Genomic DNA, 21,886 nt, shown 5'->3' with positions numbered 1-21,886 from the left:
CGGCCCCGGCGAGCAGCACCGTCCGCACTGCGATGCCGCTCACAAGTCGTTTGCCAGCCCTACGGTCGAGGAGCAGCCGGGCGGTGCGCAGGCCTGACCGGTCAGGACGACTCGCGCTCGACGAGCTGAGCGAGCCGGTCGAGATCGCCCTCGAGCGCGCGGGACCGATCGCGGTGCGCGGGGACGAAGCGGTAGATCACTCGGTCGAGCCAGACCGGAAGGGAGAGCACCCGGAACGTCTGCTCGATCCAGGTCCCGTCGGGTGTGGGACGTAGCCGGAAGCGCCATTCTGAGTTGTCGTGAAAGACGCCGCCGTCGGTGACCCAGACCAGTTCCCGCGGCTTGTCGGCGACCGTACAGGTGCAGAGGCGCCGCCAGCGCCAGAGACCCGACTTGTTGCTGCCGCGGAAGCGGGCGCCGATCTCGGCGCGGGTGCTGTCGCCGAGCCAGCGAGCGCCCCGGCATTCGTGACTCCATTCGCCGACCCGGGTGACATCGGCGAGCACCGCCCACACCGCGTCCGGCGACTCGGCACAGAACACCGAGTGCCTCCCGCCCAAAGGCACACGCAGTGGTGAGAATTCGGCGGTGTGCCAGCGCCGGAACGCGGCCTTGCGATACCGCTTGATCATGACGTGCAGCATCAGCCAGCGCGGCACAGCCGGAACCATCTCGCCGACCGCGGCGGTGTCGTCGGGCGAGGCGCCGTCCACGATGAACAATCCCTCGTCGAACGACTCGAGGGGCCCGAGCGGTTTGATGTTGTACTCGTCGGCCCAGTGCCGCCATTCCCCTTCGGTGATGGCGGCCGAGACCACCGGCATCGTCTCGCGCTCTTCGCGTTCGAAATGGGGTAACAGCACGGACTCCAGCTCATCGAGGGCCGCCAGAACCTCGGTGCGCGCCGCGGCGTCGGCCCGGTAGGCCACCGCGGCGTCGACCAGCCGATCCATCGCGGGTGCGGTGGCACGGTGGTCGGCGTTCATCCGGTCGAGCAGCTCCGCCGCCGCCGGGTTGTGGTCGCGGACCATCGGGTAGAGATGCTCGTCTTCGGACTCGAGGTGATGGCGCAGGAAATGCATGATCCAGAGCAGATGCTCGGCGATCGCGACGCGTTGCTCGTCGAACGGGTAGGGCCAAGCGTTGAGCGCGTTCCTGGCCCGGCGCAGGTCGCGGCGCATCGCCGTGTGCACGATACCCATCACGCGGGTATCGGCGGGCCGTTCGAGGTCGGCAGAGGCAGTCATATCGGTTACTCCTCGGCGAGGTCGAGCAGCCGAATCACGGTGTCGGCCGCCCAGTTTCGGTATTTGGCAGGCGTCCACTCCGACTCCTCGGTGAGCGCGAGGTAGACCTCGCCCCCGAGGACGGCGCGCAGCGAATCGGCCTCGGCGTCGGTGACGGGCCGCCCCGTCACCGCCTCGAGCCCCGCCCGCATCGACGTCCAGCGATCGGTGCGGTCGCGGGCCGCGAGCGCCGCCAATTCCGCATCGGCGGACGCGGCCTGCACCAGCACCCGGTGCAGTGCCGCCGACCTCCGGTTCACGGTCTCGAGCAGGCTCGCCAGTTTGGCGGCGCGCTCGCGAACGACACCCGCCGCGATGGCATGGAATTCCGGCCGCTCGAGCAGGGGCACCGGCTCGTCGTCCCCGACGACGGCCACGTCGAGCACCACTTTCAGAATCTCGCGCTTGTTGCCGACGCTGCTGTACACCGTTTCGACCGCGCAGCCCGCGCGAGTGGCGATGTCGCGCATCGACGTACCCGCCCAGCCGCGCGCGACGAACAGTTCGGCGGCCGCGGCGAGCACCGCCGCCCGGGTCTCGTCGGCCTTTGCCTGGCGCAGCGTGGAGCGATATCGCCGGCTGCTCATGGCCATACTCCATTGTCGAACAGACCTGTATTCATCACAAGGCTGTTCCAGCGAACTATTCCCGGCGTCGTTTTCAGCACGCGACGTTCCGAAAGCCGATACCGAAAAGTGGCCGGGCGCACGTAGGCTGACGTGTTCTGGTGTCGAGGGCAGGAGTGCGAGGCATGACCGATCCCGTGCAGGGACTGACGGGAACGATCACCACGCCGATCCGCGGCGCCGGGACATTGGGAGAGGTGCTGGTCGCGATACGCGGGGGGACGGAGTTGTATATCGCGCGGGCCGCCGAGCCGATCGGGACGGGCGCCACCGTGCTGATCGTCGAGGCGCATCCCGGACGCATCGTCGACGTCGTTCCCTGGATCCCGCTGGTATCCGAGCAGCCGGAACAGAGATGAAAGAACAAGGGAGACAGACGTGCTGGGCTACCATGTGCCGGATCCGGACGAGGCGATGCTGGTCAGCGGCGCCAAGAGCAAGGACAACGCGCCGTTCAAGGTGATCATCGGCCGCGGGGCCTGGGTGATTCCGTTGTTCCGGAAGGTCAGTTATTTGTCGCTGGCCATGTTCGAGTCCGAGATCAAGGAACGCTGCGTCACCAAGCAGGCCATCCAACTGGATGTGCGGGCGGTGATCGCGTTCAAGGTCGCCAACGACACCCAATCGATCGTGAACGCCGCGCAGCGCTTCCTTTCCGAGCAGGAAAGGGAGATGTCGGTGCTCACCGGCCGGATCTTCTCCGGCCACCTGCGCTCGATCGTCGGTTCCATGACGGTCGAGGAGATCATCCGGGAGCGCCAGAAGCTGGCCGACGAGGTGCTGGTCGCCTCGAAAGTGGAGATGAGCAATATCGGGCTCTGGGTCGATTCCTTCCAGATCCAGTCCATCGACGACGGCAATCTGGGCTACATCAATGCCCTCGCCGCGCCGCACAATGCCGCGGTGCAGCGCGACGCGCAGATCGCCCAGGCGCAGGCCGCGCAGCGGGCCGCGGAAGCCGAACAGGAATCGCTGCGCAGGCAAGCCGAATACCAGCGCGAGACCGCCGTCCTGAAGGCCCAATACCAGCGCGACATCGACAAGGCCAATGCCGAGGCGGCGCAGGCGGGCCCGCTGGCCGAGGCCATCGCACTGCAGGAGGTGCTCACCGCACAGGCCGAACAGGCGCGCAAGGAGGCACACCTGCGCGAGCAGCAGTTGCAGACCGAAGTGGTGAAACCCGCTCAGGCCGAGGCGGATCGGGTGCGCATTCTGGCCGAGGCGGAGGCCGACCGCACCAGGATCCAGGCCGAGGCGGCGGCCTCGAACAACCGGATCGCACTCGACCAGCTGCTCATCGAACAGCTGCCGGAAATCGTCAAACAGGCCTCCCATGGTCTGGCCAACGCCAATCTCACCGTCCTCAACGGACCGGACGGCGTCGGCGAATTGGTCAATGGAATGGTCGGCCAAGGCCTCACCGTGTTCAACTCTCTGCAAAAGGCGCTTTCGAACAACGAAGCGGATAATGGGAGCTAAAGTGGCCGGGTAGCGACGGCGGCGAGGAGCGGGTGTTGGTGTCCATCGGGAAATTGGTGTCGTTCGACAGCTCTCGGGGGTTCGGGTTCATTCGACCGGAGGACGGCGGGCCCGATGTGTTCGTGCACGTGAACGACATCGGGCTGGACGAGGACGAACTGCGCCAGGGGCGGGTCTTCGAATTCGATGTCACCGAGGGCGACAGGGGTCCCAAGGCGATCAATCTCAGCGCGGTGGGCGGGCAGGCCGCCGCCGCGCCCCGCCACAAGAAGGACAGATCGTCGACCGGCCAGCTCACCGCCACCGAGCACAAGCGCCTGATCACCGAACTGCTGCTGGACGCCAGCCCCGCGCTGACCGCGGGCGAGATCCTCACCATCCGCGACCGCCTCACCGCCTTCGCGGATCAGCACGGTTGGCTGGACTGACCCGCCGCCCGGCAGTAGCCACACTCCCCTCCGCGCCGACGATTCCCAGCTGACGGTCCCCGCCGAAGAATTGCTGGTGAACAGCGCGCGCCCGGACCCCGAAGTCCGCCTCCGTGTCGTACCCGGCCTTTACGATCGACCAGGACGACCCGCTCCGCACCGATGAATTCGCGTCGGCCACGACGTCGACACGGGTGAGGACCAGACCCGAGGAGGAACGTGTGGACCTACCGGTGATGCCACCCGTCCGGCCGATGCTGGCCAAGACCGCGCCGTCCGTGCCGCGCGAGCCGGGCCTGAGCTACGAGCCCAAATGGGACGGTTTCCGTTGCGTGGTGTTCCGCGACGGCGACGAGGTCGAGCTCGGCTCCCGCAACGACCGTCCGCTGACCCGGTATTTTCCCGAGGTCGCCGAACTGCTGAAACAGGCGCTGCCCGGCAAATGCGTGGTGGACGGCGAGATCGTCGTGGTCACCGAGCACGGCCTGGATTTCGACACCCTGCAGAATCGGCTGCATCCCGCCGCGTCCCGGGTGAACAAACTGGCCGTGGAGACCCCGGCCAGTTTCGTCGCCTTCGACCTGCTCGCCCTCGACGACAAGGATCTCACCGGCGAACCGTTCGCCGAACGCAGGCGGCTGCTGGAGACGATCCTGGACACGGCGCTCGCCCGCGTTCACCTGACTCCGCTCACCCGCGATCCGGACGTCGCCGAGGACTGGTTCACCCGGTTCGAGGGCGCCGGTTTCGACGGGGTCATGGTCAAGGCAGACGCCCAGCCCTATCAGCAGGACAAGCGGGTGATGCTGAAGGTCAAACACGAACGCACCGCCGACTGCGTCGTCGCGGGGTTCCGCTGGCACAAGGACGGCGAGGGCGTCGGCTCGCTGCTGCTCGGGCTGTTCGACGACGAGGGCCAACTGCACCACGTCGGGGTGGCGAGCAGTTTCACAGCGGCCAAGCGCAAAGCGCTGGTCGAGGAGCTGAAACCGTTGCGGGAGAACGCGCTGGCGAACCATCCGTGGCGGGACTGGGCCGACGCCGCCGCACAGGCCAAGGCGGACGGCAAGATGCCCGGCGGGGTGAGCCGCTGGACCGGGGGCAAGGACCTGTCCTGGGAGGCGCTGCGGCCGGAGCTGGTGGCCGAGGTCCGCTACGAGCACGTGCAGTCCGGCCGGCTGCGCCACGGCGGCAGGCTGGTGCGCTTCCGGTCCGATCGCACACCGGATTCGTGTACCTATGCCCAGCTGGACGAGGTGGCGCCCGCCGAGCTGAGCGCCATCTTCGCCGAGGCGGAGGCGTCCCGATGAACGCATCGGTGGACATCGAGACCGACGGCAGAACCGTCACGATCAGCAATCCCGACAAGGTCTACTTCACCAAGCGCGGCGAGACCAAGCTGGACCTGGTGCGTTATTACCAAGCGGTGGCCGAGCCGTTCCTCGGCGTGGTGCGGGACCGGCCGCTGCTGCTGGAACGCTATCCGGACGGGGCGTCGGGCAAGTCGTGGTTCCAGAAGCGGGTACCCAAATCCGCGCCCGACTGGCTGCACACCGTGGAGGTGTCCACTCCCAACGGCACCACCAGCGACGCGCTGGTGGCCCACGACCTCGCGCACATTCTGTGGGCGGTCAACCAGGGCTGCCTCGGCTTCCACGTCTGGCCCAACCACGTCGCCGATCTACGCATCGCCGACGAACTGCGCATCGATCTCGATCCCTCCCCCGGCATCACCTTCGACGACCTGCGGCATGCCGCCGTGCTCACCAGGGACCTGTTCGCCGAACTCGGCATCGAATGCCGGATCAAGACCTCCGGCTCACGCGGCCTGCACATCTATGCCGCGCTGCAGGAGAAATGGGACGGCTACCAGGTGCGCGCGGCCGCGGTCGCGCTGGCCAGGGAGCTCGAGCGCAGGCACCCCGAGCTGATCACCGCGCAGTGGTGGAAGGAAGAACGCGGCCACCGGGTGTTCATCGACTTCAACCAGAACGCTCCGCACAAAACGGTATTCGGCGCCTGGTGCGTGCGGCCGAAGGTGGGCGCACAGGTGTCGACGCCGATCTCCTGGGACGATCTGAGCACCGTCGTGCCGGACGAGCTGACCATCGCGACCGTCCCGGCCCGGCTCGCCGAATGCGGCGACCCCTGGGCGGATCGAGCGCCGCAGTCCATCGAGCCGCTGCTCGAGATGTCCGACCGCGACATGGCCGCGGGTCTGATGGACGCGCCGTGGCCGCCCCAGTATCCGAAGATGCCCAACGAGCCGCCCCGCGTGCAGCCCAGCCGGGCGAAGAAGGCGGACTGAGGCCCGGCTATTCCGTCCAGAGCACCCAGGCTGCGCTGCGCCCCTGGGTCTCGCACACCAGGGCGCGGCCGTCGGAGGTGCGACCGGTCTTGGCGACCGAGGGGTCGCACTTCGTGCCCGCTTCGAAGACACCGGTGCCGACGTTGTACGGGCCCGACCACTGGTAGCCGCTGTCGGCGGCGGCGTTGGCCAGGCACAGCAGCGTTCCGCCGTCGGCCGCGGCGCCGATCAGACCGGCTTGCGTTTCGGTGCAGGTGCCGCCCTTGTGCGCCGCGGGCTGGGTGGTGGTCGCGGGTGGCGCGGTCGGCGGCGGGGCGACCGGGGTCGGCGCCGAGGTGGTGGCGACCGTCGTCACCTGGGCGGTGGTGCTCGCGGTCGCTTGATTGGCGCGGGACATGGTGTCGGGCAACACGTTTCCGGCCAGCACGAAGAACGCCGCCACCGCCGCCACCTCGGCGGCGCCGAGCAAGAGCGCGACACAGGCCATCACGCGCCCGCGCGGATGACTGAAGGCGATGAACCCGAAGACGATCGCGATGGGGAACAAGGCGAGCAGTGCGGCCACCAGCGCGATGATCGCGTAGGGATTGACGATCGGCCGCGGCTCGGACGGAAACGGATCCTCCGGGTCCCGCTCGTCCGGCCAAGCCTCCGGCCAGCGCTCGCGCTCCTGCCACTGTTGCGTGCGTGCCATCCAGATCCCTCTCGCATCCAACTCTCGCGCAGGAATCCGGGCTGTCCGGCCCCGCCCGATACGCAGACAGAATACGGACGAAATGGCGCAATAAGACCGAATTGTCCGATCGATTTACGCAATAGCGCACTCGGCACAACGCTCGCCGTTGCGGCGTCCGAGGCTCATGCTGAATAGCGGTGACATCGCTGACAATGCGCGAACGCACTCAGGAGGGACCCACAATCGGTCATGGCACGCCCAAGCCGGTGATCTGCTCGGCGATAACTACAACGTGCCCGGCATCGTGCTGTGCGCACCGGGGTCGCGGCGACACCGGGCGGCATTCGCCCGGTGCGCTACGGCGTCGCGCACACGCCCGACGCCCGAGCCGACGGTGGCCGGCTCCGGCGCCCCGCGTGGCACGCGGCGAGTTCGGCAATTCTCAGATGCACCACACAACGCTGCCGAGGGGGAAGCAGAGCGCGACAGACCCACCGGCGGGCGTGGCGGCGGAGGTGGAAACCGGGGTTGCTTGCGCGGGAGCCGGATTCGCCGAAGCCGCGGGAGCCGCGAGGAAACACAGCGGAAGGGCTAGTGCGGTCGCAGCGGCGGTTTTGATGATTTTGGTAGACATTGTGCAATCCCTTGATTCGATCGAGTAGTTCACAAACGCCCGTACGGCCGTAACGGGCCGTGGGCGCCTCGCTGGTAACCCGGTGCAGTTCTGCTGGCGGGCTGCCGTGCCGACCCTGGTGGGCGGGCGTGATCTGCCGGTCGCCGGAGGATTTCCCCGTGAGCGCACGCCGAGGATTCGCAAGGTCGTGGTCTATCACGGCCCTGGTAGCCCGGATCTGCCGGTGGCGGAGAGATGAGTCGACGCCAGGCGGATCGGCACGCCGACCGGCAACTGGCCGGTGCCTGATCATCAGGTAACAGCGATCCGCAGAGTCGAGCAAACGAGTGGAACGTCGCGGCGGTGCGCGACGATTGCCCACCCTCGATCACCGCAGGAAAGGCGTCCAGGACAGCTTACTTCCGGCTACCAAAAGAGAAAATAGGTGCAGGGAAATATGCAAGCAATCTTCTCCGGCCAAATGCCCGGTCCGAACGAAAAATTCAGGCAAATCAGGCATTGCCCAGACCGGAACGTTCCGGGATCAGCGCCGTTTGTCGACCTTCGGCATCGTCTCGGTGACCAGGGTCAGCAACAGATCGGCGAGCAATTCGTGCACCTGTTCGCGGGTCAGGTTGCCGCGGGTGATCCACTCGCGGCCCGCGACCTTCACCAGGCCGCCGTAGGCCCGCACCATCGCGCGCAGTTCCGCGCTGTGCGCCGAATCGGCCAGCCCGACCATCACCAGCGTGCGCTCGGCGGCGGCGTCGTCGGCCTCGTCGAGGATCTGCTGCACCTCGGGGTCGTCGCCGACGCCTTCGTGGCTGGTGACCTTGACCCAGGTGCTGCCGTGCTCGCCGATGGTGTCCAGCAGCCAGTGCACACTGGCGTCGACGCGCTCACGATCGGTCCCCACGGGCGCGACCATCGCGTCCAGCTTGGGCAGGGTCACCATCCGGCGCACCACGGCGAGATAGAGGTCCCGCTTGTTGCCGAAGTAGTGGTTGATCAGCCCTCGGGCCACCCCGGCGCGCTGCGCCAGCTCCGCGGTGGACACCGCGGCGTACGGCCGCTCACCGAACATGTCGATCGCACAGGCGAGGATCTGCGCGCGCCGCTCGTCGGGTTCGAGCCTGCGCCGGCGCGGCGACCCGTCGCTTCGGGTTTCAGAGAGACCGCGCAATGAGATCCTTCATCACTTCGTTGCTACCCGCCAGGATGCGCAGAACGCGGGCGCCGGTGTAGAGCTGGGAAATCGGATACTCCGTCATGTAGCCGTAGCCGCCGAACAGTTGCAGGCAGCGATCGACCACGATACCGAGTTGGTCGGTGATCCAATACTTCGACATCGCCGCGGTCGGGATGTCGAGTTCGCCGCGCAGATGCTTGACGATCGCGTCGTCGAGGAAGGTGCGGCAGACCCGGGCCAGCGTCGCGCACTCGGCCAGTTCGAACTTGGTGTTCTGCATCGCGAACAGCGGCTTGCCGAACGCCTCGCGTCCCTTGGTGTAGTCGACGGTCAGTTCGACGGCCTTCTCCATCATGGCGGTCGCGAGGATGGCGGTGACCAGTCGTTCCTGGGCCAGCAGCTGCATCATCTGATAGAAGCCCTGGCCCTCGGCCTCACCGAGCAGGTTGGACGCGGGCACCCGGAGTCCGTCGAAGAACAGTTCGGCGGTGTCCTGGGCCTTGCCGCCGATCTTGTTCAGGATGCGGCCGCGGGTGAAGCCGGGTGCGTCGTCGCCGACCTCGGCGAAGATCAACGAGACTCCCGCCGCGCCCTTCGACGGATCGGTCTTCGCGGCGATGATGATGCCGTCGCAGAGCCAGCCGTTGGTGATGAAGATCTTCGAGCCGGTGATGACGTACTCGTCGCCTTCGCGCACCGCGCGGGTCTTGATGTTCTGCAGGTCCGAACCGGTGCTCGGTTCGGTCATGCCGATGGACAGCACCATCTCGCCGCTGGCCGCCTTGGGCAGCACCCGCCGCTTGAGTTCCCCGGAACCGAATTCCAGGAGGTATGGCGCGATGATCGAGCTGTGCACCGCCATGCCGAGCGAGCCGTCGCCCGCGAAGGCCTGCTCCTCGATGATCGCCGCTTCGTGTGCGAATGTGCCGCCGCCACCGCCGTATTCGGCCGGGATCGCGGCGCACAGCAGACCGAGTTCGCCCGCCCGGTTGTACAGATTGCGGTCGGGGTGGCCCTGCGCGACGAACTTCTCCTCGTGCGGGACGACTTCCTTCTCGAAGAACGTCCGTGCGAGGTCGCGTACGGCCTCCACCTCGTCGTCACTCCACGCGGCCCGTGCCATGATCCCGATCCTTTGCTCCACCTCGGACCGGCCCCGATGCCGGTCCATCGTCATCAGATTCCAGCACTATTGGCATATTGTCAACAACTTGCGGCCGGGTTCGTCCCTGGCGATCGAAAGCCGGTCGGGTCAGCCCGTGGTGCGTGCGGACGCCACGGCGGCCAGAGTGGTGAAGATCGGCGTGTCCGGGTCGGCGACGATGCCCTGGCCGCGCAGCCTCACCGCGGCCGACTGCTCCTCGCCCCGCGGATGACGGTGAACCCGCGGGGCGAAAGCCTCACTGGCGGTCCGGGGAAGGGTCGAAGCGCAGCTCGGCGTCGTTCCGGCCGTCGCCTTCGGCGGTCCTGTCGAGGCTCGTGCCTCGCGTGCGCACCGGAACCTCGCCGTAAGGCCTGCCGTAGGTCTTCCACGCGGACAAGGCGGGGTCGATGTCGTAGTGCTCGAGCAGCTCTCGCTCGCTGCGCTGACTGATGTTGCCGTCGTCGACGACGTACGGCGCGGACTTGACCTGGTTCTTGCCGACCCGCACTTGCAGCGCTGCGCGGTCGCGCCGATGTTCGGCGCCGGCCAGCGGCACCAGCGCATCGCGGCCGAACAACCCCGTGGAGACGGCCACCCAGGTCGGGAAGCCGCTGGCGTTGTCCACGTAGATCTTCTTGACCTTGCCGACCCTGTCCCCGTCACGGTCGTACACGGTGCTGCCGAGTACCGAATCCAGCAGATTACTCATGGTCTCCTCCTCGATCCTTACCCAGGGGCGACCGCGGCGACCAGCCGAGCGAACAATCAGCAGGACACCGCGGACCTGCACGATCAGTCGGTTACACAGCGGCAAACTACCCGCTGTCCCCACACGCAAACAGCGCCCGGCCGAACGTCGAGGTCGCCGCGGCCATGGGCGACCGAGACGAACAGACCCCCGCTCGGCACGGCCGGACCGCGACCGGACACGAGGGTTTGCGACAATGGTGACTTCGATTGCCCAGCTCACGAAGGACCCCCGCAGACCCGATGGCCGACAGCAGTATCGATCCCGACGAGCTCGCGACCTGTCTTCGGGTACTCGACCAAGCCGGACAGCTGGACAAGGACGACCCCGACTCGCTGACCGTGCAGCGCGCGGTCGGGCACATGTTCAAGAAGCTCAAGCAGCGCCGCCGCGTCGAGGCACGCGACAAGATCTCCACCGCGGACCGCGCGGTGGTCGCGTCCACCGCCACGGGCTCGCCGAATCGCATCGACGACGAGACCGCGGGCATTCCGCTGACCTCGACGACCAAGGGCGCCAGCGCGGGCACCCTGCTCCGCGCGCGGCCCTGTTACATCTGCAAGCAGCGCTACACCCGCGTCGACGCCTTCTACCACCAGCTGTGCCCGGAGTGCGCCGCCAGCAGCCACGCCAAGCGCGACGCGCGCACCGATCTGTCCGGCCGCCGCGCGCTGCTCACCGGCGGCCGCGCCAAGATCGGCATGTACATCGCGCTGCGGCTGCTGCGCGACGGCGCGCACACCACCATCACCACCCGTTTCCCCAACGACGCCATCCGCCGCTTCGCCGCCATGGACGACAGCGCCGACTGGCTGCACCGGCTGCGCATCGTCGGCATCGACCTGCGCGATCCGGCGCAGGTGGTGGCCCTCGCCGACGATATCGCCGCGCAGGGCCCGCTGGACATCCTGATCAACAACGCGGCCCAGACCGTGCGCCGCTCCCCCGGCGCGTACAGCGCGCTGGTGGAGGCCGAGTCCGGACCGCTACCCGCGGGCGCGCTGCCCGACGTGGTGACCTTCGGCAAGACCATGCAGGCGCATCCGACCGCGCTCACCGCCTCGCTGGCGCCGACGCTCACCGCCGCGGATGTCGCCGAGCTCGCGTTGGTCGCGGGATCGGCTACCCCCGAACGGATTTCGCGCGGCGTGGCGATCGACGCGGGCGGCCTGGTGCCCGATCTCGCGCACACCAACAGCTGGGTGCAGACCGTCGCCGAGGTCGATCCGACCGAACTGCTCGAAGTCCAGCTGTGCAATTCGGTGGCGCCGTTCATCCTGGTGTCGCGGCTGCGCCCGGCCATGGCCGCCGCCCCCGCGCGCCGCAAGTACATCGTGAACGTCTCCGCCATGGAGGGCCAGTTCGCCCGCGGATACAAGGGCCCCGGGCACCCGCACACCAACATGGCCAAGGCCGCGCTGAACATGCTGACCCGCACCAGCGCCAAGGAGATGTACGAGAGCGACTCGATCCTGATGACCGCCGTGGACACCGGCTGGATCACCGACGAGCGCCCGCACTACACCAAGATCCGCCTCGCCGAGGAAGGCTTCCACGCCCCGCTCGATCTGGTGGACGGCGCCGCCCGCGTCTACGACCCGATCGTGCAGGGCGAGGACGGCACCGACCTCTACGGCTGCTTCCTGAAGGACTATCAACCCTCGCCCTGGTGAGTCTGCGCCGCCGCGCCGGGTCGGGCGAGCAGAATCGTGGTGACACCACTACCACGACTCGGAGGGCGCATGGCGGAAGGGACGGGATCGCACCGGGCCGGACTCGGCGCGCTGCTGCGCGACAAGGCGCCGTTTCTGCGCTGGTCGACGATCCGTTTCGCACTCGGCGGCCGCACCGTGCTGCGCACCGGGCAGGTGGGCGACGGCCGCGAGGAGGCCGTGCGGCGGCACGTGCTGAACACCGCGACGGCGGGCGATCCGGACAGTGTGCTCGCCGCGATCGATGATTTCGCGCGCACCCGCAGCATCCTGATGAACGTCGGCGACGAGAAGGGTCTGTTGCTGGACGCCGCGGTCCGGCGCGCGAATCCGCTGCTCGCGCTGGAGCTGGGCGCCTACTGCGGGTACAGCGCGGTACGAACGGGACGGCTGCTGCCGCCGCGGGGACGGCTGGTGTCGGTGGAGTCCAGCATCGCCAACGCGGCGATCGCGACCGAGGTGATCGCGCACGCCGGACTGTCCGATCGGGTCGTGGTGGTGGCCGGCAAGATCGGCGACGGCGGGGTGACCATGCGCAGGCTCGCCGTGGACCACGGATTCGCCGCGGGCGCGGTCGATTTCGTCTTCCTGGATCACCTGAAGACCGCGTATCTGCCCGACCTGCTCACCCTGCTCACCGTGAACTGGCTGCGTCCCGGCGCCATCGTGGTCGCCGACAACGTGCGGATCCCGGGAGCACCACGCTATCTGCGCTACATGCGTGCGCACGAGGGCACGACCTGGCGCACGGTGGAGCATCGCACGCACGTCGAATATCAATCCCTGCTGCACGATCTCGTCCTCGAATCGGAGTACCTGGGCTGACCCTGGATCGTCGGCGAGGTGCGGCGATCCGAGCGGTCCGGCAGCGCAGGCTATTCGTTGCGACGGGCGGGATCGTCCAGGTGCCGAACGACGAAATCCGCTACCGCGCCGACGTGTTCGTCGACGTAGAAATGGCCTCCAGGGAAGGTCGCGCGCGCGAACGAGCCCGAGGTGAAGGCCCGCCATTCGTCGGCCTGCTGGGGTGTGGTGGTCGGGTCGCCGGTGCTGACCAGTGCGGCGAGATCGCACGCGAGTGGCAGGCCGTGCCGGTGCGCGTAGGTTTCCACGGCCCGGTAGTCGCTGCGCACCGCGGGCAGCACCAGATCGGCGAGGCCGGGTTCGGTGCGCAGCAGTGCGATCGGCGCGGGGTCGGCGGCGAGACGCTCCAGATCCGTGATGAGCTCCTCGTCGGACGCGAGGTGCAGGCGGCCGGTTTCGGCGAACGACGGTGCGGGACGGCCCGATACGAACAGGGTGGTGAGTTCTTGCCCGCCGTCCTCGAGCCTGCGCGCCGTCTCATAGGCCAGGGTGGCGCCCATGCTGTGCCCGAACAGCGCGAGACCGGACAGCGGGCCTTGCCCCAGCAATTCTCCGGCGATCAGCTCGGCGAGCTCGTGCAGATCCGGGACCGCCGATTCGGCGAGCCGATCCTGCCGGCCCGGATACTGCACGGCCAGTACCGCCACGCCGGAGCCGCATTCGAGCGCGAGATCTCGGTAGGCCGTCGCCGAACCACCGCCGGGCGGGAAACACACCAGGTAGTGGCGCGGCGCCGGGTCGGTACGCAGTACCCGCAGCCAGTCGGTGGCGGTGATCGCCTTGTGCACGTCCATCTCCTTACTCGTCCGGTGCCGCTAGTCTCGATCTGGTGAACGCGCACGCACGGCTGGTCCACGATTACGAAGCCGGAATCGGTGTACCCGGTTCTGTCATTACGCACTCCCCCGATCCTGGCAGCAATCTCGCTGCGACCCTGCCGGTCTGGGCGCTGGCCGCGGGCTCGGTGGCCGCCGTGACGGCCGCGGCGAACCGGTTGCGCGACGCGCACGGACTCGCTCCGGTGCCGCACCGGATCGACCCGGAGCGGATCACAGCCGCGTTCTCGAGCGACCGCCTGCTGCGCGCGGACGGACGTCAGGTGTCGATGTTCGCCGATCTCTCCGGATTCTTCCCCACCTTCGACGGGTGGGTGCGCACCCACGCCAACTATCCGCACCACCGGACCCGCCTACTCGCCGCGCTCGGCCTACCGGAGGACGCGCCCCTCGATCTGGCGGTCGCCCACATCGCGATGAGCCGTGCGTCCGATATCGAGGACAACGCCGCCATGGCGGGCGCGATCGCGGTCCAGGTACGCACCGAGGAGGAGTGGGCCGCCACCCCGCAGGCGGCGGACGCCGCGTCCGGCCCGGTGGTCGCCATGGAACCGCGCCAGGACCGCGCCGGCGGCCAATTCCGTTCCGAAGCAACCCCGTTCCAGCCGTTGCGCGGGGTGCGAGTGCTCGACATGACGCGGGTGATCGCAGGCCCGGTCGCGACAAGGACGCTGGCGTTGCTCGGCGCGGAAGTGCTGCGGGTCGATCCACCGTGGCTGCCCGAGATCCCGTGGCAGTACGCCGACACCTGCCAGGGCAAGCATTCCGCGATGGTCGATCTGCGCGCCCACTCGGGCTTCTTCCACGACCTGCTCTCCTCGGCCGACGTGCTCGTCAGCGGGTATCGTCCCGGCTCGCTGGAGCACGCTGGGCTCACCACCGCCGTGCGCCCCGGCCTGGTGCACGGCCGGGTCAGCGCCTGGGGCGAGTCCGGTCCGTGGGGCGGCCGCCGGGGCTTCGACAGCATCGTGCAGGCCGCCACCGGTATCTCCATCCTGGAAGGCGCGCCGTCGGTGCCCGGCGCGCTGCCCGCCCAGGCCCTCGACCACGCCTCCGGCTACCTGCTCGCCGCGGGTGTGATCGATGCCCTCGCCGCGCGCACCTACGACGGCGTCGGCCGCGACGTGCGAGTCTCCTTGGCGCGCACGGCTTCCTGGCTCCTGACCAACCCCGACCGCGGCATGCAGCGCGGCCCCGCCACGGCCCCCAACCCGGAAATGACCGTGAGCCACGGCGGCCTCGTGACGGCTGCCCCCGCCCTGGTCGAATACCCGGATTACGCCTGGCCCGCGCCGCAGTACGGGGCAGGGGCGCCTGCCTGGCCGGTGCGTACCCGGTAGCCGGACGCGTCAGGATTCGTGGCGGGCGCCACCGAATTACCGGCGGCGGTGAGCCGCCGGAAAATCCTTTGCGCTGGACCGGGCGCGAGCGATGAAATGTGAGTTGGCAGATCGTCTGCACACACATGACAGCAATCGACATCGGCACGGCGGAAGGAACTCGCACCGTGGACACCGTCGACCAGAGCGTGCACAAGGACGTCGCTACGCTCGCCGGACGTACCGAGTGGGTGGGTCTTCTGGTGCTGGCGCTCGCCTGCCTGGTCTACGCGATGGACCTCACGGTCCTGCACCTGGCGGTGCCGATGATCAGCGCCGACCTGCATCCGACCAGCTCGCAGCTGCTCTGGATCATCGACGTCTACGGCTTCATGGTGGCCGGGCTGCTGATCACCATGGGCACCCTCGGCGACCGGATCGGCAGGCGCCGCATGCTCATGATCGGCGCGGCACTATTCACGGTGGTCTCGGTGGTCGCGGCGTTCGCGCCCACCGCGGAGGCGCTGATCGTCTGCCGCGCACTGCTCGGCATCGCGGGCGCCACGCTGGCGCCGTCCACGCTGTCGTTGATCTTCAATATGTTCCGCGATCCCCGGCAACGTTCGGTGGCGGTGGGCGTGTGGGTCGGCGCGTTCTCGGCGGGCGGCGCGGTCGGGCCGATCTTCGGTGGCGTACTGCTGGAGAACTTCTGGTGGGGTTCGGTGTTCCTGCTCGCGGTGCCGGTGATGGTGCTGCTGCTCGCGCTCGGCCCGAAGGTGCTTCCCGAGTTCCGCGATCCGGAGGCGGGGCGGCTCGATCCGATCAGCGCCGTGCTCTGCGTGGGGACCATGATCGCCGTGGTGTTCGGCATGAAGAAGATCGCCCAGGACGGTGTCGGCGCGGCGGCGCTCTCGGGTCTGTTCGGCGGCGCGGCGCTCGGCGTGCTGTTCGTGCGGCGTCAGCTCACCAGCGCCGATCCGATGCTCGACCTGCGGCTGTTCCGGTTGAGCCGCTTCCGTGTCGCCCTGTTGGTCAACATCGTCGGCATCTTCGTCGCCTTCGGCTATTTCCTGTTCGTCGCGCAGTACTTCCAGCTGGTGCTCGGGATGTCGCCGCTGCATGCCGGTCTGGTGATGGTGCCCTCCGGCCTCGGGTTCATCGTCGGATCGCAGCTGGCGCCCCGGCTGGTCCAACTAATGCGGCCCGCCTACCTGATCGGCGGCGGACTCGCGCTGGCCGGTGTCGGGCTGCTCATGATGACTCAGCTCAGCGCTTCGGGCGGCTACGGTCTGGCGCTCGCCGCTTCGGTGATCTCCGCGCTGGGATTGGCCCCGGTCTTCGGGATCACCACCGAACTCATCGTCGGCGCCGCGCCACCCGAACAGGCGGGCGCCGCCTCGGGCGTCTCGGAAACCGGCGCGGAATTCGGCGGCGCACTGGGCATCTCGATCCTCGGCAGCATCAGCATCGCGATCTACCGCGGCGATCTGTCGTCCGCACTGCCCGCCGGGCTCTCCGAGGCCGACGCCGGTTCCGTCCGCGACACCTTGGGCGCGGCGGTGCAGGTGTCGACGCAGGTGCCCGCGGCTCTCGGCGAATCCGTGCTCGCGGCGGCACGCGAGGCATTCCTGCACGGGGTGCACATCACCGCGGGCATCGCCGGTGTCGCCTCTCTGGCCATCGCGGTGGTCTCGATCCGCAAGCTGCGCGATATTCCCGCGGGCCCGCTGACCCACGAGGACTGACAGCGCGCATCGACGCCGAAACACCACCTGGGCCAACCAGTTGGTCGAGTTGCCTTGGCGGATGAATACCGCGTGCGCGACATTCTTGCCCAGCGTGCACACATGCGGCGCGAGAAAATCTTCCGCGGGCAATGGCAGGTACTCGGCGAACCCCTCGAGCATGGGCCGGGCTCAGAGCCACGGCGTGTAGTCACCCGGTGGTTTCGGGCGAATCGTTCAGCGCTGCGCAGGCGGTCGACAGGGTGGCGCCGTCCGGCAGCGCGGCGTCGGGGCTCATCATCCAGAGCACCGACAGGCCCTGGGTGAGCGCGAAGTAGAGTTCGCCGATCGCTTCGGCCTGCCGCTGGGTCAGGTGCGGGTGGGTTTCGCGGAGAGTGGCGGCGAGGTCGGCGTTCACCTGCGGGAGGCTTTCGGACATGAACTGCTGCGATTCCGGCGAGCGGGCCATCCGCAGCAGGTTCTCCAAGCTGGCCAGCATGCCTTCGCGATTGGCGGCGAACACCGCGGGCAGGCCATCGATCATCGACGCGAACGCTTCCGTCATCGGACGCCCCTCGGTCGCCTCGATCAGCTCGGCCATGCTGTCGCCGATGCCGGTGCCGAGCGCTTCGGCCAGCGCCTCGGTGACCAGCCTGTCCTTCGAACCGAAGTGGTAGCCGATGGCGGCCAGGCTGACCCCGGCCGCGTTCGCGATGTCGCGCGCGGTGGTCTTGGCGACGCCGCGCTCCATGATCGCCTTGCGGGCTCCGGCCAGGAGGTCTTCACGGTTTCCCATGCGAGGCAGGCTACCGCACGTCTCAGACGAATGTCCAAGACATGTGTTCTAACGACATCTCGGGCGTAGCTCCGCCTTCGCTGGGGTGTGCGGGGGCTCCGCACGGAGCGCCCCGCACCGTGGATTACTGTCGAATCGTGCGGCAGAAGATGATCGTGGACGTCGACACCGGAATCGACGATTCGCTGGCTCTGCTGTACCTGCTCGCCTCCCCCGAGGCCCAGATCTTGGGGATCGCCGCCACCGCGGGCAACGTCCCCGCGGCCCAGGTCGCCGTCAACAATCTCGCGTGGCTGGATGTGTGCCGGGCGCCGGAGATCGAGGTCGCCCTCGGCGCGGCCGAACCGCTCGCCATCCCGTTGCGCACCACCGAGGACACGCACGGTCCGCAGGGCATCGGGTACGCCGAGCTGCCCGAGACCCGGCGCAGGTGTTCCGACCGGACGGCCGCGCAGATGTGGGTGGCGCTGGCGCGCGAGCATCCCGGGGAGATCGTGGGCCTGTGCACCGGTCCGCTCACCAACCTCGCGCTGGCGCTGCGCATCGAACCCGAACTGCCGCGCCTGCTGCGCCGAGTGGTGATCATGGGCGGTGCGTTCAACCATCCCGGCAACACCACGCCGACCAACGAGTGGAATGTGCACGTCGATCCCGAGGCCGCCAAAGAGGTGTTCGACGCCTTCTCCGCGGCCCCGCCGGATCGCCGCCCGCTGGTGTGCGCGCTCGACATCACCGAGTCCATCGAGATGCATCCGAAACACCTGGCGCTGCTGGCCGAGCGCGCGCTCAGCCACCCCGCCGAGACGGTGTCCGAGGACGACTCTCCGGGATCCAGGTCCGCGGCCGCGAATCCCGTTGTGCGCCATGTGTCGGACGCCGTGCGGTTCTACTTCGAATTCCACCGCGCCTACGATCAGGGCTATCTCGCCCACATGCACGACCCCTTCGCCGCGGCGGTCGCCCTCGACCCGTCCTTGGCCCGGACCAGGCCCGCGACGGTCGACGTCGAGCTGACCGGCACGCTGACCCGCGCGACGACGGTGGCCGACTGGGCGGGCATGTGGGGGCGGGAACCCAACGCGGACATCGTCGTCGACACCGACCCTGAGCTGTTCTTCGAACGGCTCATCGCTCGTGTCGGCGATTTCGCGCGAGACCTCTATCCCCCCGGGGCGAGCCGCGCATGAGGCACGCTCTTCCCGTTGCGCCCCGGCTGACGAAGGACTCTTGGTGATCGACGACGACAACGCCTACCTCGCCGACTTCCGCGCGCGCCTCGACTTGCCCGGAATCATCGACGTGCACACCCATTTCATGCCGGAACGCGTGCTGAGCAAGGTGTGGTCGTACTTCGATTCGGTGGGCCCGATGACCGGGCGGAGCTGGCCGATCGCGTACCGCGAGGACGAGCAGGTGCGACTGAAGACGTTGCGCGACTTCGGCGTCCGCGCGTTCACCTCGCTGGTGTACCCGCACAAGCCGGAGATGGCCGCGTGGTTGAACGACTGGACCGCCGAGTTCGCCGCGCGCACCCCAGACTGCCTGCACACCGCCACCTTCTACCCCGAATCCGGCGCGGCAGGCTACGTCGCGACCGCGCTCGACCGCGGCGCGCGAGTCTTCAAGGTGCACATCCAGGTCGGCGATTTCTCGCCCGGCGACCCGCTGCTGGCCCCGGTCTGGGGACTGCTCGAGGACGCCGGGGTTCCCGCGCTCGTCCACTGTGGCTCCGGTCCCGCTCCGGGCCGGTTCACCGGTCCCGAGCCGATCGCCGAACTCCTGCACCGCTTTCCGCGCCTGCGGCTGATCGTCGCCCACATGGGCACCCCGGAGTACTCGGAGTTCCTCGACCTGGCGCAGCGGTACGCGGGCGTCTACCTCGACACCACCATGGTGTGGACCGATTTCAGCGAAGCCGACGCGCCGTTCCCCGTCGCCGAGCACGACCGCCTGCGCGAATTCGGCGAGCGCATCCTGTTCGGCAGCGATTTCCCGAACATCCCCTACAGCTACGGCCACGCCATCCATGCCTTGGAGCGCCTGGAGCTGGGCGACGACTGGCTGCGGCAAGTCTGCTACCGCAACGCCGCCGAACTCTTCGAGCTCGGCTGATCCGGTCAGCGAGTCTCTCGCCGGGAGAGCCCGCTGGCCCGCAGCACCCGGCGGGCCACGGCCGCGCGGATGGCCTCGTCGGTGCCGATGATGCGCACGTGCTTGCGCGCCCTGGTGATGGCGGTGTAGAGCAATTCCCTGGTGAGCAGCGTGGATTCGGGTTCGGGCAGCACCACGGACACGGTGTCGTACTGACTGCCCTGGCTGCGGTGGATGGTCATGGCGAAAACCGTGACCACGGCGGGGAATTGGGTGGGATGCACCAGATACGGTTCGCTGCCGCGCTGTAGCACGGCGCGCAGCGATCCGTCCGGCAACCGGACGATGACGCCGGTGTCGCCGTTGTAGATGCGGGCCTCGTGGTCGTTGGCGGTGACCAGCAGCGGCTGCCCCGGATACCAGGCCGCGTAGTGGGTGTCGGGCCCCGCGCCCGCGGCTGCCGCCCAGTCCGCGGCCATCCGATCCCAGCGCTCCACACCGAACGGACCCTGCCGGTGCGCGCACAGCAGCCGGTGCGATTCCAACGCGAGCAGCGCACCGGCCGCATCGCCGCCGACCGCGGCATCGGTGACCGCGCGCGCCGCGCGCACCACGTCGGCGCGGACCGAGGCCGTGTCCTCCGGTGCGCACAACGACAGCTCCGTACCGCCCGCGCGCAGCAGATCCAGGGCCGCGTCGGCGTCCCCCGCGCGCACCGCGACGGCCAGGTCGGCGATCCGTCCGCCGAAACGGCGTCCCCTGGTGAGCCGGACGATGCCGCCGCGCAGCCTCTTTCGCTCCAAGGGCGTGAGCGACTCCGAATCCCGGTCCTGCGCAGACGAACCCGTGCCGATGACCTCGTCGAGCACCGGATTCGGCACGCCGACAACGGGTCCGGCGACCAGATCGGCGAGCACGGCGCCCGCGTCCACCGAGGCGAGCTGGTCGGGGTCGCCCACCAGGACCAGGCGCGTGTCGTGGCGCAGGGCGGCCAGCAAGCTGCTCATCATGGTGAGCGAGACCATGGAGGTCTCGTCGACCACGATCACGTCGTAGGGCAGGCGGTTGAACTCGTGGTACTTGAACCGGGTGCGGCGGCCGCGCTGCCAGCCGAGCAGGCGGTGCAGGGTGGCGGCCGTCAGCTCGGGCAGGCCGAGATCGCCCGCCTGTTCGCGGACGGCCTCCTGCAGTCGCGCGGCCGCCTTGCCGGTCGGCGCGGCGAGCGCGATGCGCAGCGCGGCGGCCTTGGGATCGGCCCTGCGATGCGCCTCGAGCAGCGCGAGAACGCGAGCGATGGTGTGGGTCTTTCCGGTGCCGGGACCACCGGCGACCACGGTGGTCCAGTGCGTGGCCGCCAGCGCCGCGGCGAGGCGCTGGCGGTCCGGTCCCGCGCCGAGCGGGCTGTCGAAGAGCCGGTCCAGTTCCCGGCGCACGACCGCGACGTCGACCTTGGGGTGGGTGGCCGCGCGTTCGGTGAGCACCCGCCGGATGGTCTGTTCCTGCTGGTAGTAGCGGTCGAGGTAGAGCAAGGGGCCGGAGTCGTCGCCGCGCTCGGGCGGCACGAGCCGCAGCGGGCGCAGCGGTCCCGCCGGTCCGCCGCACACCAGCGGGCTGACCTTCAGCGCGGCCGTCACCGCGTCGAGGTCCGGCCACGGCAAGGTCGCCGGGTCGACGCCCGCGCCCGCGTCCCAGTCCTCGTCCGCGTCGACGCCGATCTCGCGCATCCGGTTCAGCTCGAGGCACACCGAGCCCGAGCGCACCGCCCGCACGGCGAGGGCCGCCGCGAAGAGCACCTGCTCCGAGTCCTCGCGCCCGAGCCGCCCGAGCCGCACCGCCACGTGCACGTCGGCCGCCGACAGCACCCCGGCCTCGTTGAAGATGCGCAGCAGCCCGGTGCCGCGCTGCGCCAACTGAATCGACGTCATCGAACCTCCCCCGCGCCGCGACACCCAGCCTGCGCCAACCGAACCGACATCATCGGACCACCCCGCGCCGCGACACCTGCGCTGCCGCGCTCATCTTGCGCGGCCGGTGTGGACGCCGGCGC

At 68.9% G+C, this 21,886-nt stretch carries 20 protein-coding genes; 11 read left to right on the top strand and 9 right to left on the bottom strand.

Features of this window, described 5'->3' with window-relative positions:
• Positions 1-101: 101 nt before the first annotated feature.
• Both NL1_RS24075 and NL1_RS24070 read right to left on the bottom strand, forming a co-directional pair.
• Positions 102-1,247: a hemerythrin domain-containing protein gene (locus NL1_RS24075; protein WP_067843533.1), complete on the bottom strand. Its 1,146-nt coding sequence runs from the start codon at positions 1,245-1,247 to the stop codon at positions 102-104.
• Positions 1,248-1,252: 5 nt separating this feature from the next.
• Positions 1,253-1,873 (bottom strand): TetR/AcrR family transcriptional regulator, encoded by a 621-nt coding sequence (locus tag NL1_RS24070; protein ID WP_162272763.1) that lies wholly within the window; start codon positions 1,871-1,873, stop codon positions 1,253-1,255.
• A 164-nt stretch (positions 1,874-2,037) separates the two neighbouring features.
• Here NL1_RS24070 and NL1_RS24065 point away from each other — a divergent pair, with 164 nt between their 5' ends.
• From NL1_RS24065 to ligD, 5 genes are all read left to right on the top strand, one after another.
• Positions 2,038-2,271, top strand: a complete 234-nt coding sequence (locus tag NL1_RS24065) for an NfeD C-terminal domain-containing protein (protein WP_067843530.1) — start codon at positions 2,038-2,040, stop codon at positions 2,269-2,271.
• Positions 2,272-2,290: 19 nt separating this feature from the next.
• Positions 2,291-3,391: an SPFH domain-containing protein gene (locus NL1_RS24060; protein WP_067843527.1), complete on the top strand. Its 1,101-nt coding sequence runs from the start codon at positions 2,291-2,293 to the stop codon at positions 3,389-3,391.
• A 38-nt stretch (positions 3,392-3,429) separates the two neighbouring features.
• Positions 3,430-3,819 (top strand): cold-shock protein, encoded by a 390-nt coding sequence (locus tag NL1_RS24055; protein WP_373862588.1) that lies wholly within the window; start codon positions 3,430-3,432, stop codon positions 3,817-3,819.
• A 221-nt stretch (positions 3,820-4,040) separates the two neighbouring features.
• Positions 4,041-5,129: an ATP-dependent DNA ligase gene (locus NL1_RS24050; protein ID WP_218024480.1), complete on the top strand. Its 1,089-nt coding sequence runs from the start codon at positions 4,041-4,043 to the stop codon at positions 5,127-5,129.
• Positions 5,126-6,127, top strand: a complete 1,002-nt coding sequence (gene ligD, locus NL1_RS24045) for a non-homologous end-joining DNA ligase (RefSeq protein ID WP_067843521.1) — start codon at positions 5,126-5,128, stop codon at positions 6,125-6,127. Before NL1_RS24050 ends, ligD begins: the two co-directional genes overlap by 4 nt.
• A 7-nt stretch (positions 6,128-6,134) precedes the next feature.
• On the opposite strand, the gene NL1_RS24040 is transcribed toward ligD, so the two are convergent.
• The 4 genes from NL1_RS24040 to NL1_RS24025 all read right to left on the bottom strand — a co-directional run bounded on the left by NL1_RS24040 (position 6,135) and on the right by NL1_RS24025 (position 10,458).
• Positions 6,135-6,821, bottom strand: a complete 687-nt coding sequence (locus NL1_RS24040) for a hypothetical protein (protein ID WP_067843518.1) — start codon at positions 6,819-6,821, stop codon at positions 6,135-6,137.
• A gap of 1,139 nt (positions 6,822-7,960) precedes the next feature.
• Entirely contained in the window at positions 7,961-8,599 is a 639-nt protein-coding gene (locus NL1_RS24035; protein ID WP_067843515.1) for a TetR/AcrR family transcriptional regulator, read from the bottom strand.
• Positions 8,583-9,728 (bottom strand): acyl-CoA dehydrogenase family protein, encoded by a 1,146-nt coding sequence (locus NL1_RS24030; protein ID WP_067843602.1) that lies wholly within the window; start codon positions 9,726-9,728, stop codon positions 8,583-8,585. The genes NL1_RS24035 and NL1_RS24030 overlap by 17 nt, the downstream gene beginning before the upstream one ends.
• A gap of 277 nt (positions 9,729-10,005) precedes the next feature.
• Positions 10,006-10,458 carry a PRC-barrel domain-containing protein gene (locus NL1_RS24025; RefSeq protein WP_067843513.1) on the bottom strand — a complete coding sequence of 151 codons (453 nt, stop codon included), beginning with the start codon at positions 10,456-10,458 and terminating at the stop codon, positions 10,006-10,008.
• Between the two features lie 281 nt (positions 10,459-10,739).
• Between NL1_RS24025 and NL1_RS24020 the strand changes: the two genes are divergently transcribed.
• Positions 10,740-12,170 carry an SDR family NAD(P)-dependent oxidoreductase gene (locus tag NL1_RS24020; RefSeq protein WP_067843510.1) on the top strand — a complete coding sequence of 477 codons (1,431 nt, stop codon included), beginning with the start codon at positions 10,740-10,742 and terminating at the stop codon, positions 12,168-12,170.
• Positions 12,171-12,239: 69 nt separating this feature from the next.
• Positions 12,240-13,034 (top strand): O-methyltransferase, encoded by a 795-nt coding sequence (locus tag NL1_RS24015; RefSeq protein WP_067843507.1) that lies wholly within the window; start codon positions 12,240-12,242, stop codon positions 13,032-13,034.
• A 50-nt stretch (positions 13,035-13,084) separates the two neighbouring features.
• Here the strand turns inward: NL1_RS24015 and NL1_RS24010 are convergent, their stop codons facing one another.
• A complete protein-coding gene (locus tag NL1_RS24010; protein WP_067843504.1) occupies positions 13,085-13,867 on the bottom strand; it encodes a thioesterase II family protein in 783 nt (260 codons plus the stop codon).
• Between the two features lie 35 nt (positions 13,868-13,902).
• On the opposite strand from NL1_RS24010, the gene NL1_RS24005 reads away from it, so the two are divergent.
• On the top strand, positions 13,903-15,249 hold the full coding sequence (locus tag NL1_RS24005) for a CoA transferase (RefSeq protein WP_067843500.1): 1,347 nt from the start codon (positions 13,903-13,905) through the stop codon (positions 15,247-15,249).
• A gap of 125 nt (positions 15,250-15,374) precedes the next feature.
• Positions 15,375-16,973 carry an MFS transporter gene (locus tag NL1_RS24000; RefSeq protein WP_084510899.1) on the top strand — a complete coding sequence of 533 codons (1,599 nt, stop codon included), beginning with the start codon at positions 15,375-15,377 and terminating at the stop codon, positions 16,971-16,973.
• A gap of 190 nt (positions 16,974-17,163) precedes the next feature.
• Here the strand turns inward: NL1_RS24000 and NL1_RS23995 are convergent, their stop codons facing one another.
• Complete coding sequence (locus NL1_RS23995; protein ID WP_067843497.1) at positions 17,164-17,748, bottom strand: TetR/AcrR family transcriptional regulator; 585 nt, start codon at positions 17,746-17,748, stop codon at positions 17,164-17,166.
• A gap of 149 nt (positions 17,749-17,897) precedes the next feature.
• Between NL1_RS23995 and NL1_RS23990 the strand changes: the two genes are divergently transcribed.
• Complete coding sequence (locus NL1_RS23990; protein ID WP_162272764.1) at positions 17,898-18,935, top strand: nucleoside hydrolase; 1,038 nt, start codon at positions 17,898-17,900, stop codon at positions 18,933-18,935.
• Between the two features lie 46 nt (positions 18,936-18,981).
• Entirely contained in the window at positions 18,982-19,860 is an 879-nt protein-coding gene (locus tag NL1_RS23985; protein ID WP_067843592.1) for an amidohydrolase family protein, read from the top strand.
• 5 nt (positions 19,861-19,865) lie between these two features.
• Here NL1_RS23985 and recD read toward each other — a convergent pair whose 3' ends face one another.
• Complete coding sequence (gene recD / locus NL1_RS23980; RefSeq protein ID WP_067843589.1) at positions 19,866-21,764, bottom strand: exodeoxyribonuclease V subunit alpha; 1,899 nt, start codon at positions 21,762-21,764, stop codon at positions 19,866-19,868.
• Positions 21,765-21,886 lie beyond the last annotated feature (122 nt).

The organism is Nocardia lijiangensis NBRC 108240 (assembly GCF_001613045.1).
Taxonomy (GTDB): domain Bacteria; phylum Actinomycetota; class Actinomycetes; order Mycobacteriales; family Mycobacteriaceae; genus Nocardia; species Nocardia lijiangensis.
Note: the sequence above shows the minus strand (reverse complement) of the source record. Positions and strands in the feature narration are given on the sequence as shown.

Coding starts and splice junctions, on each gene's coding strand:
- NL1_RS23995 (WP_067843497.1), bottom strand. CDS start 17,748: ATGGGAAACCGTGAAGACCTCCTGGCCGGAGCCCGCAAGGCGATCATG.
- NL1_RS24065 (WP_067843530.1), top strand. CDS start 2,038: ATGACCGATCCCGTGCAGGGACTGACGGGAACGATCACCACGCCGATC.
- NL1_RS24025 (WP_067843513.1), bottom strand. CDS start 10,458: ATGAGTAATCTGCTGGATTCGGTACTCGGCAGCACCGTGTACGACCGT.
- recD (WP_067843589.1), bottom strand. CDS start 21,764: ATGACGTCGATTCAGTTGGCGCAGCGCGGCACCGGGCTGCTGCGCATC.
- NL1_RS24040 (WP_067843518.1), bottom strand. CDS start 6,821: ATGGCACGCACGCAACAGTGGCAGGAGCGCGAGCGCTGGCCGGAGGCT.
- NL1_RS23990 (WP_162272764.1), top strand. CDS start 17,898: ATGATCGTGGACGTCGACACCGGAATCGACGATTCGCTGGCTCTGCTG.
- NL1_RS24070 (WP_162272763.1), bottom strand. CDS start 1,873: ATGAGCAGCCGGCGATATCGCTCCACGCTGCGCCAGGCAAAGGCCGAC.
- NL1_RS24000 (WP_084510899.1), top strand. CDS start 15,375: ATGACAGCAATCGACATCGGCACGGCGGAAGGAACTCGCACCGTGGAC.
- NL1_RS24030 (WP_067843602.1), bottom strand. CDS start 9,728: ATGGCACGGGCCGCGTGGAGTGACGACGAGGTGGAGGCCGTACGCGAC.
- ligD (WP_067843521.1), top strand. CDS start 5,126: ATGAACGCATCGGTGGACATCGAGACCGACGGCAGAACCGTCACGATC.
- NL1_RS24015 (WP_067843507.1), top strand. CDS start 12,240: ATGGCGGAAGGGACGGGATCGCACCGGGCCGGACTCGGCGCGCTGCTG.
- NL1_RS24020 (WP_067843510.1), top strand. CDS start 10,740: ATGGCCGACAGCAGTATCGATCCCGACGAGCTCGCGACCTGTCTTCGG.
- NL1_RS24075 (WP_067843533.1), bottom strand. CDS start 1,247: ATGACTGCCTCTGCCGACCTCGAACGGCCCGCCGATACCCGCGTGATG.
- NL1_RS24010 (WP_067843504.1), bottom strand. CDS start 13,867: ATGGACGTGCACAAGGCGATCACCGCCACCGACTGGCTGCGGGTACTG.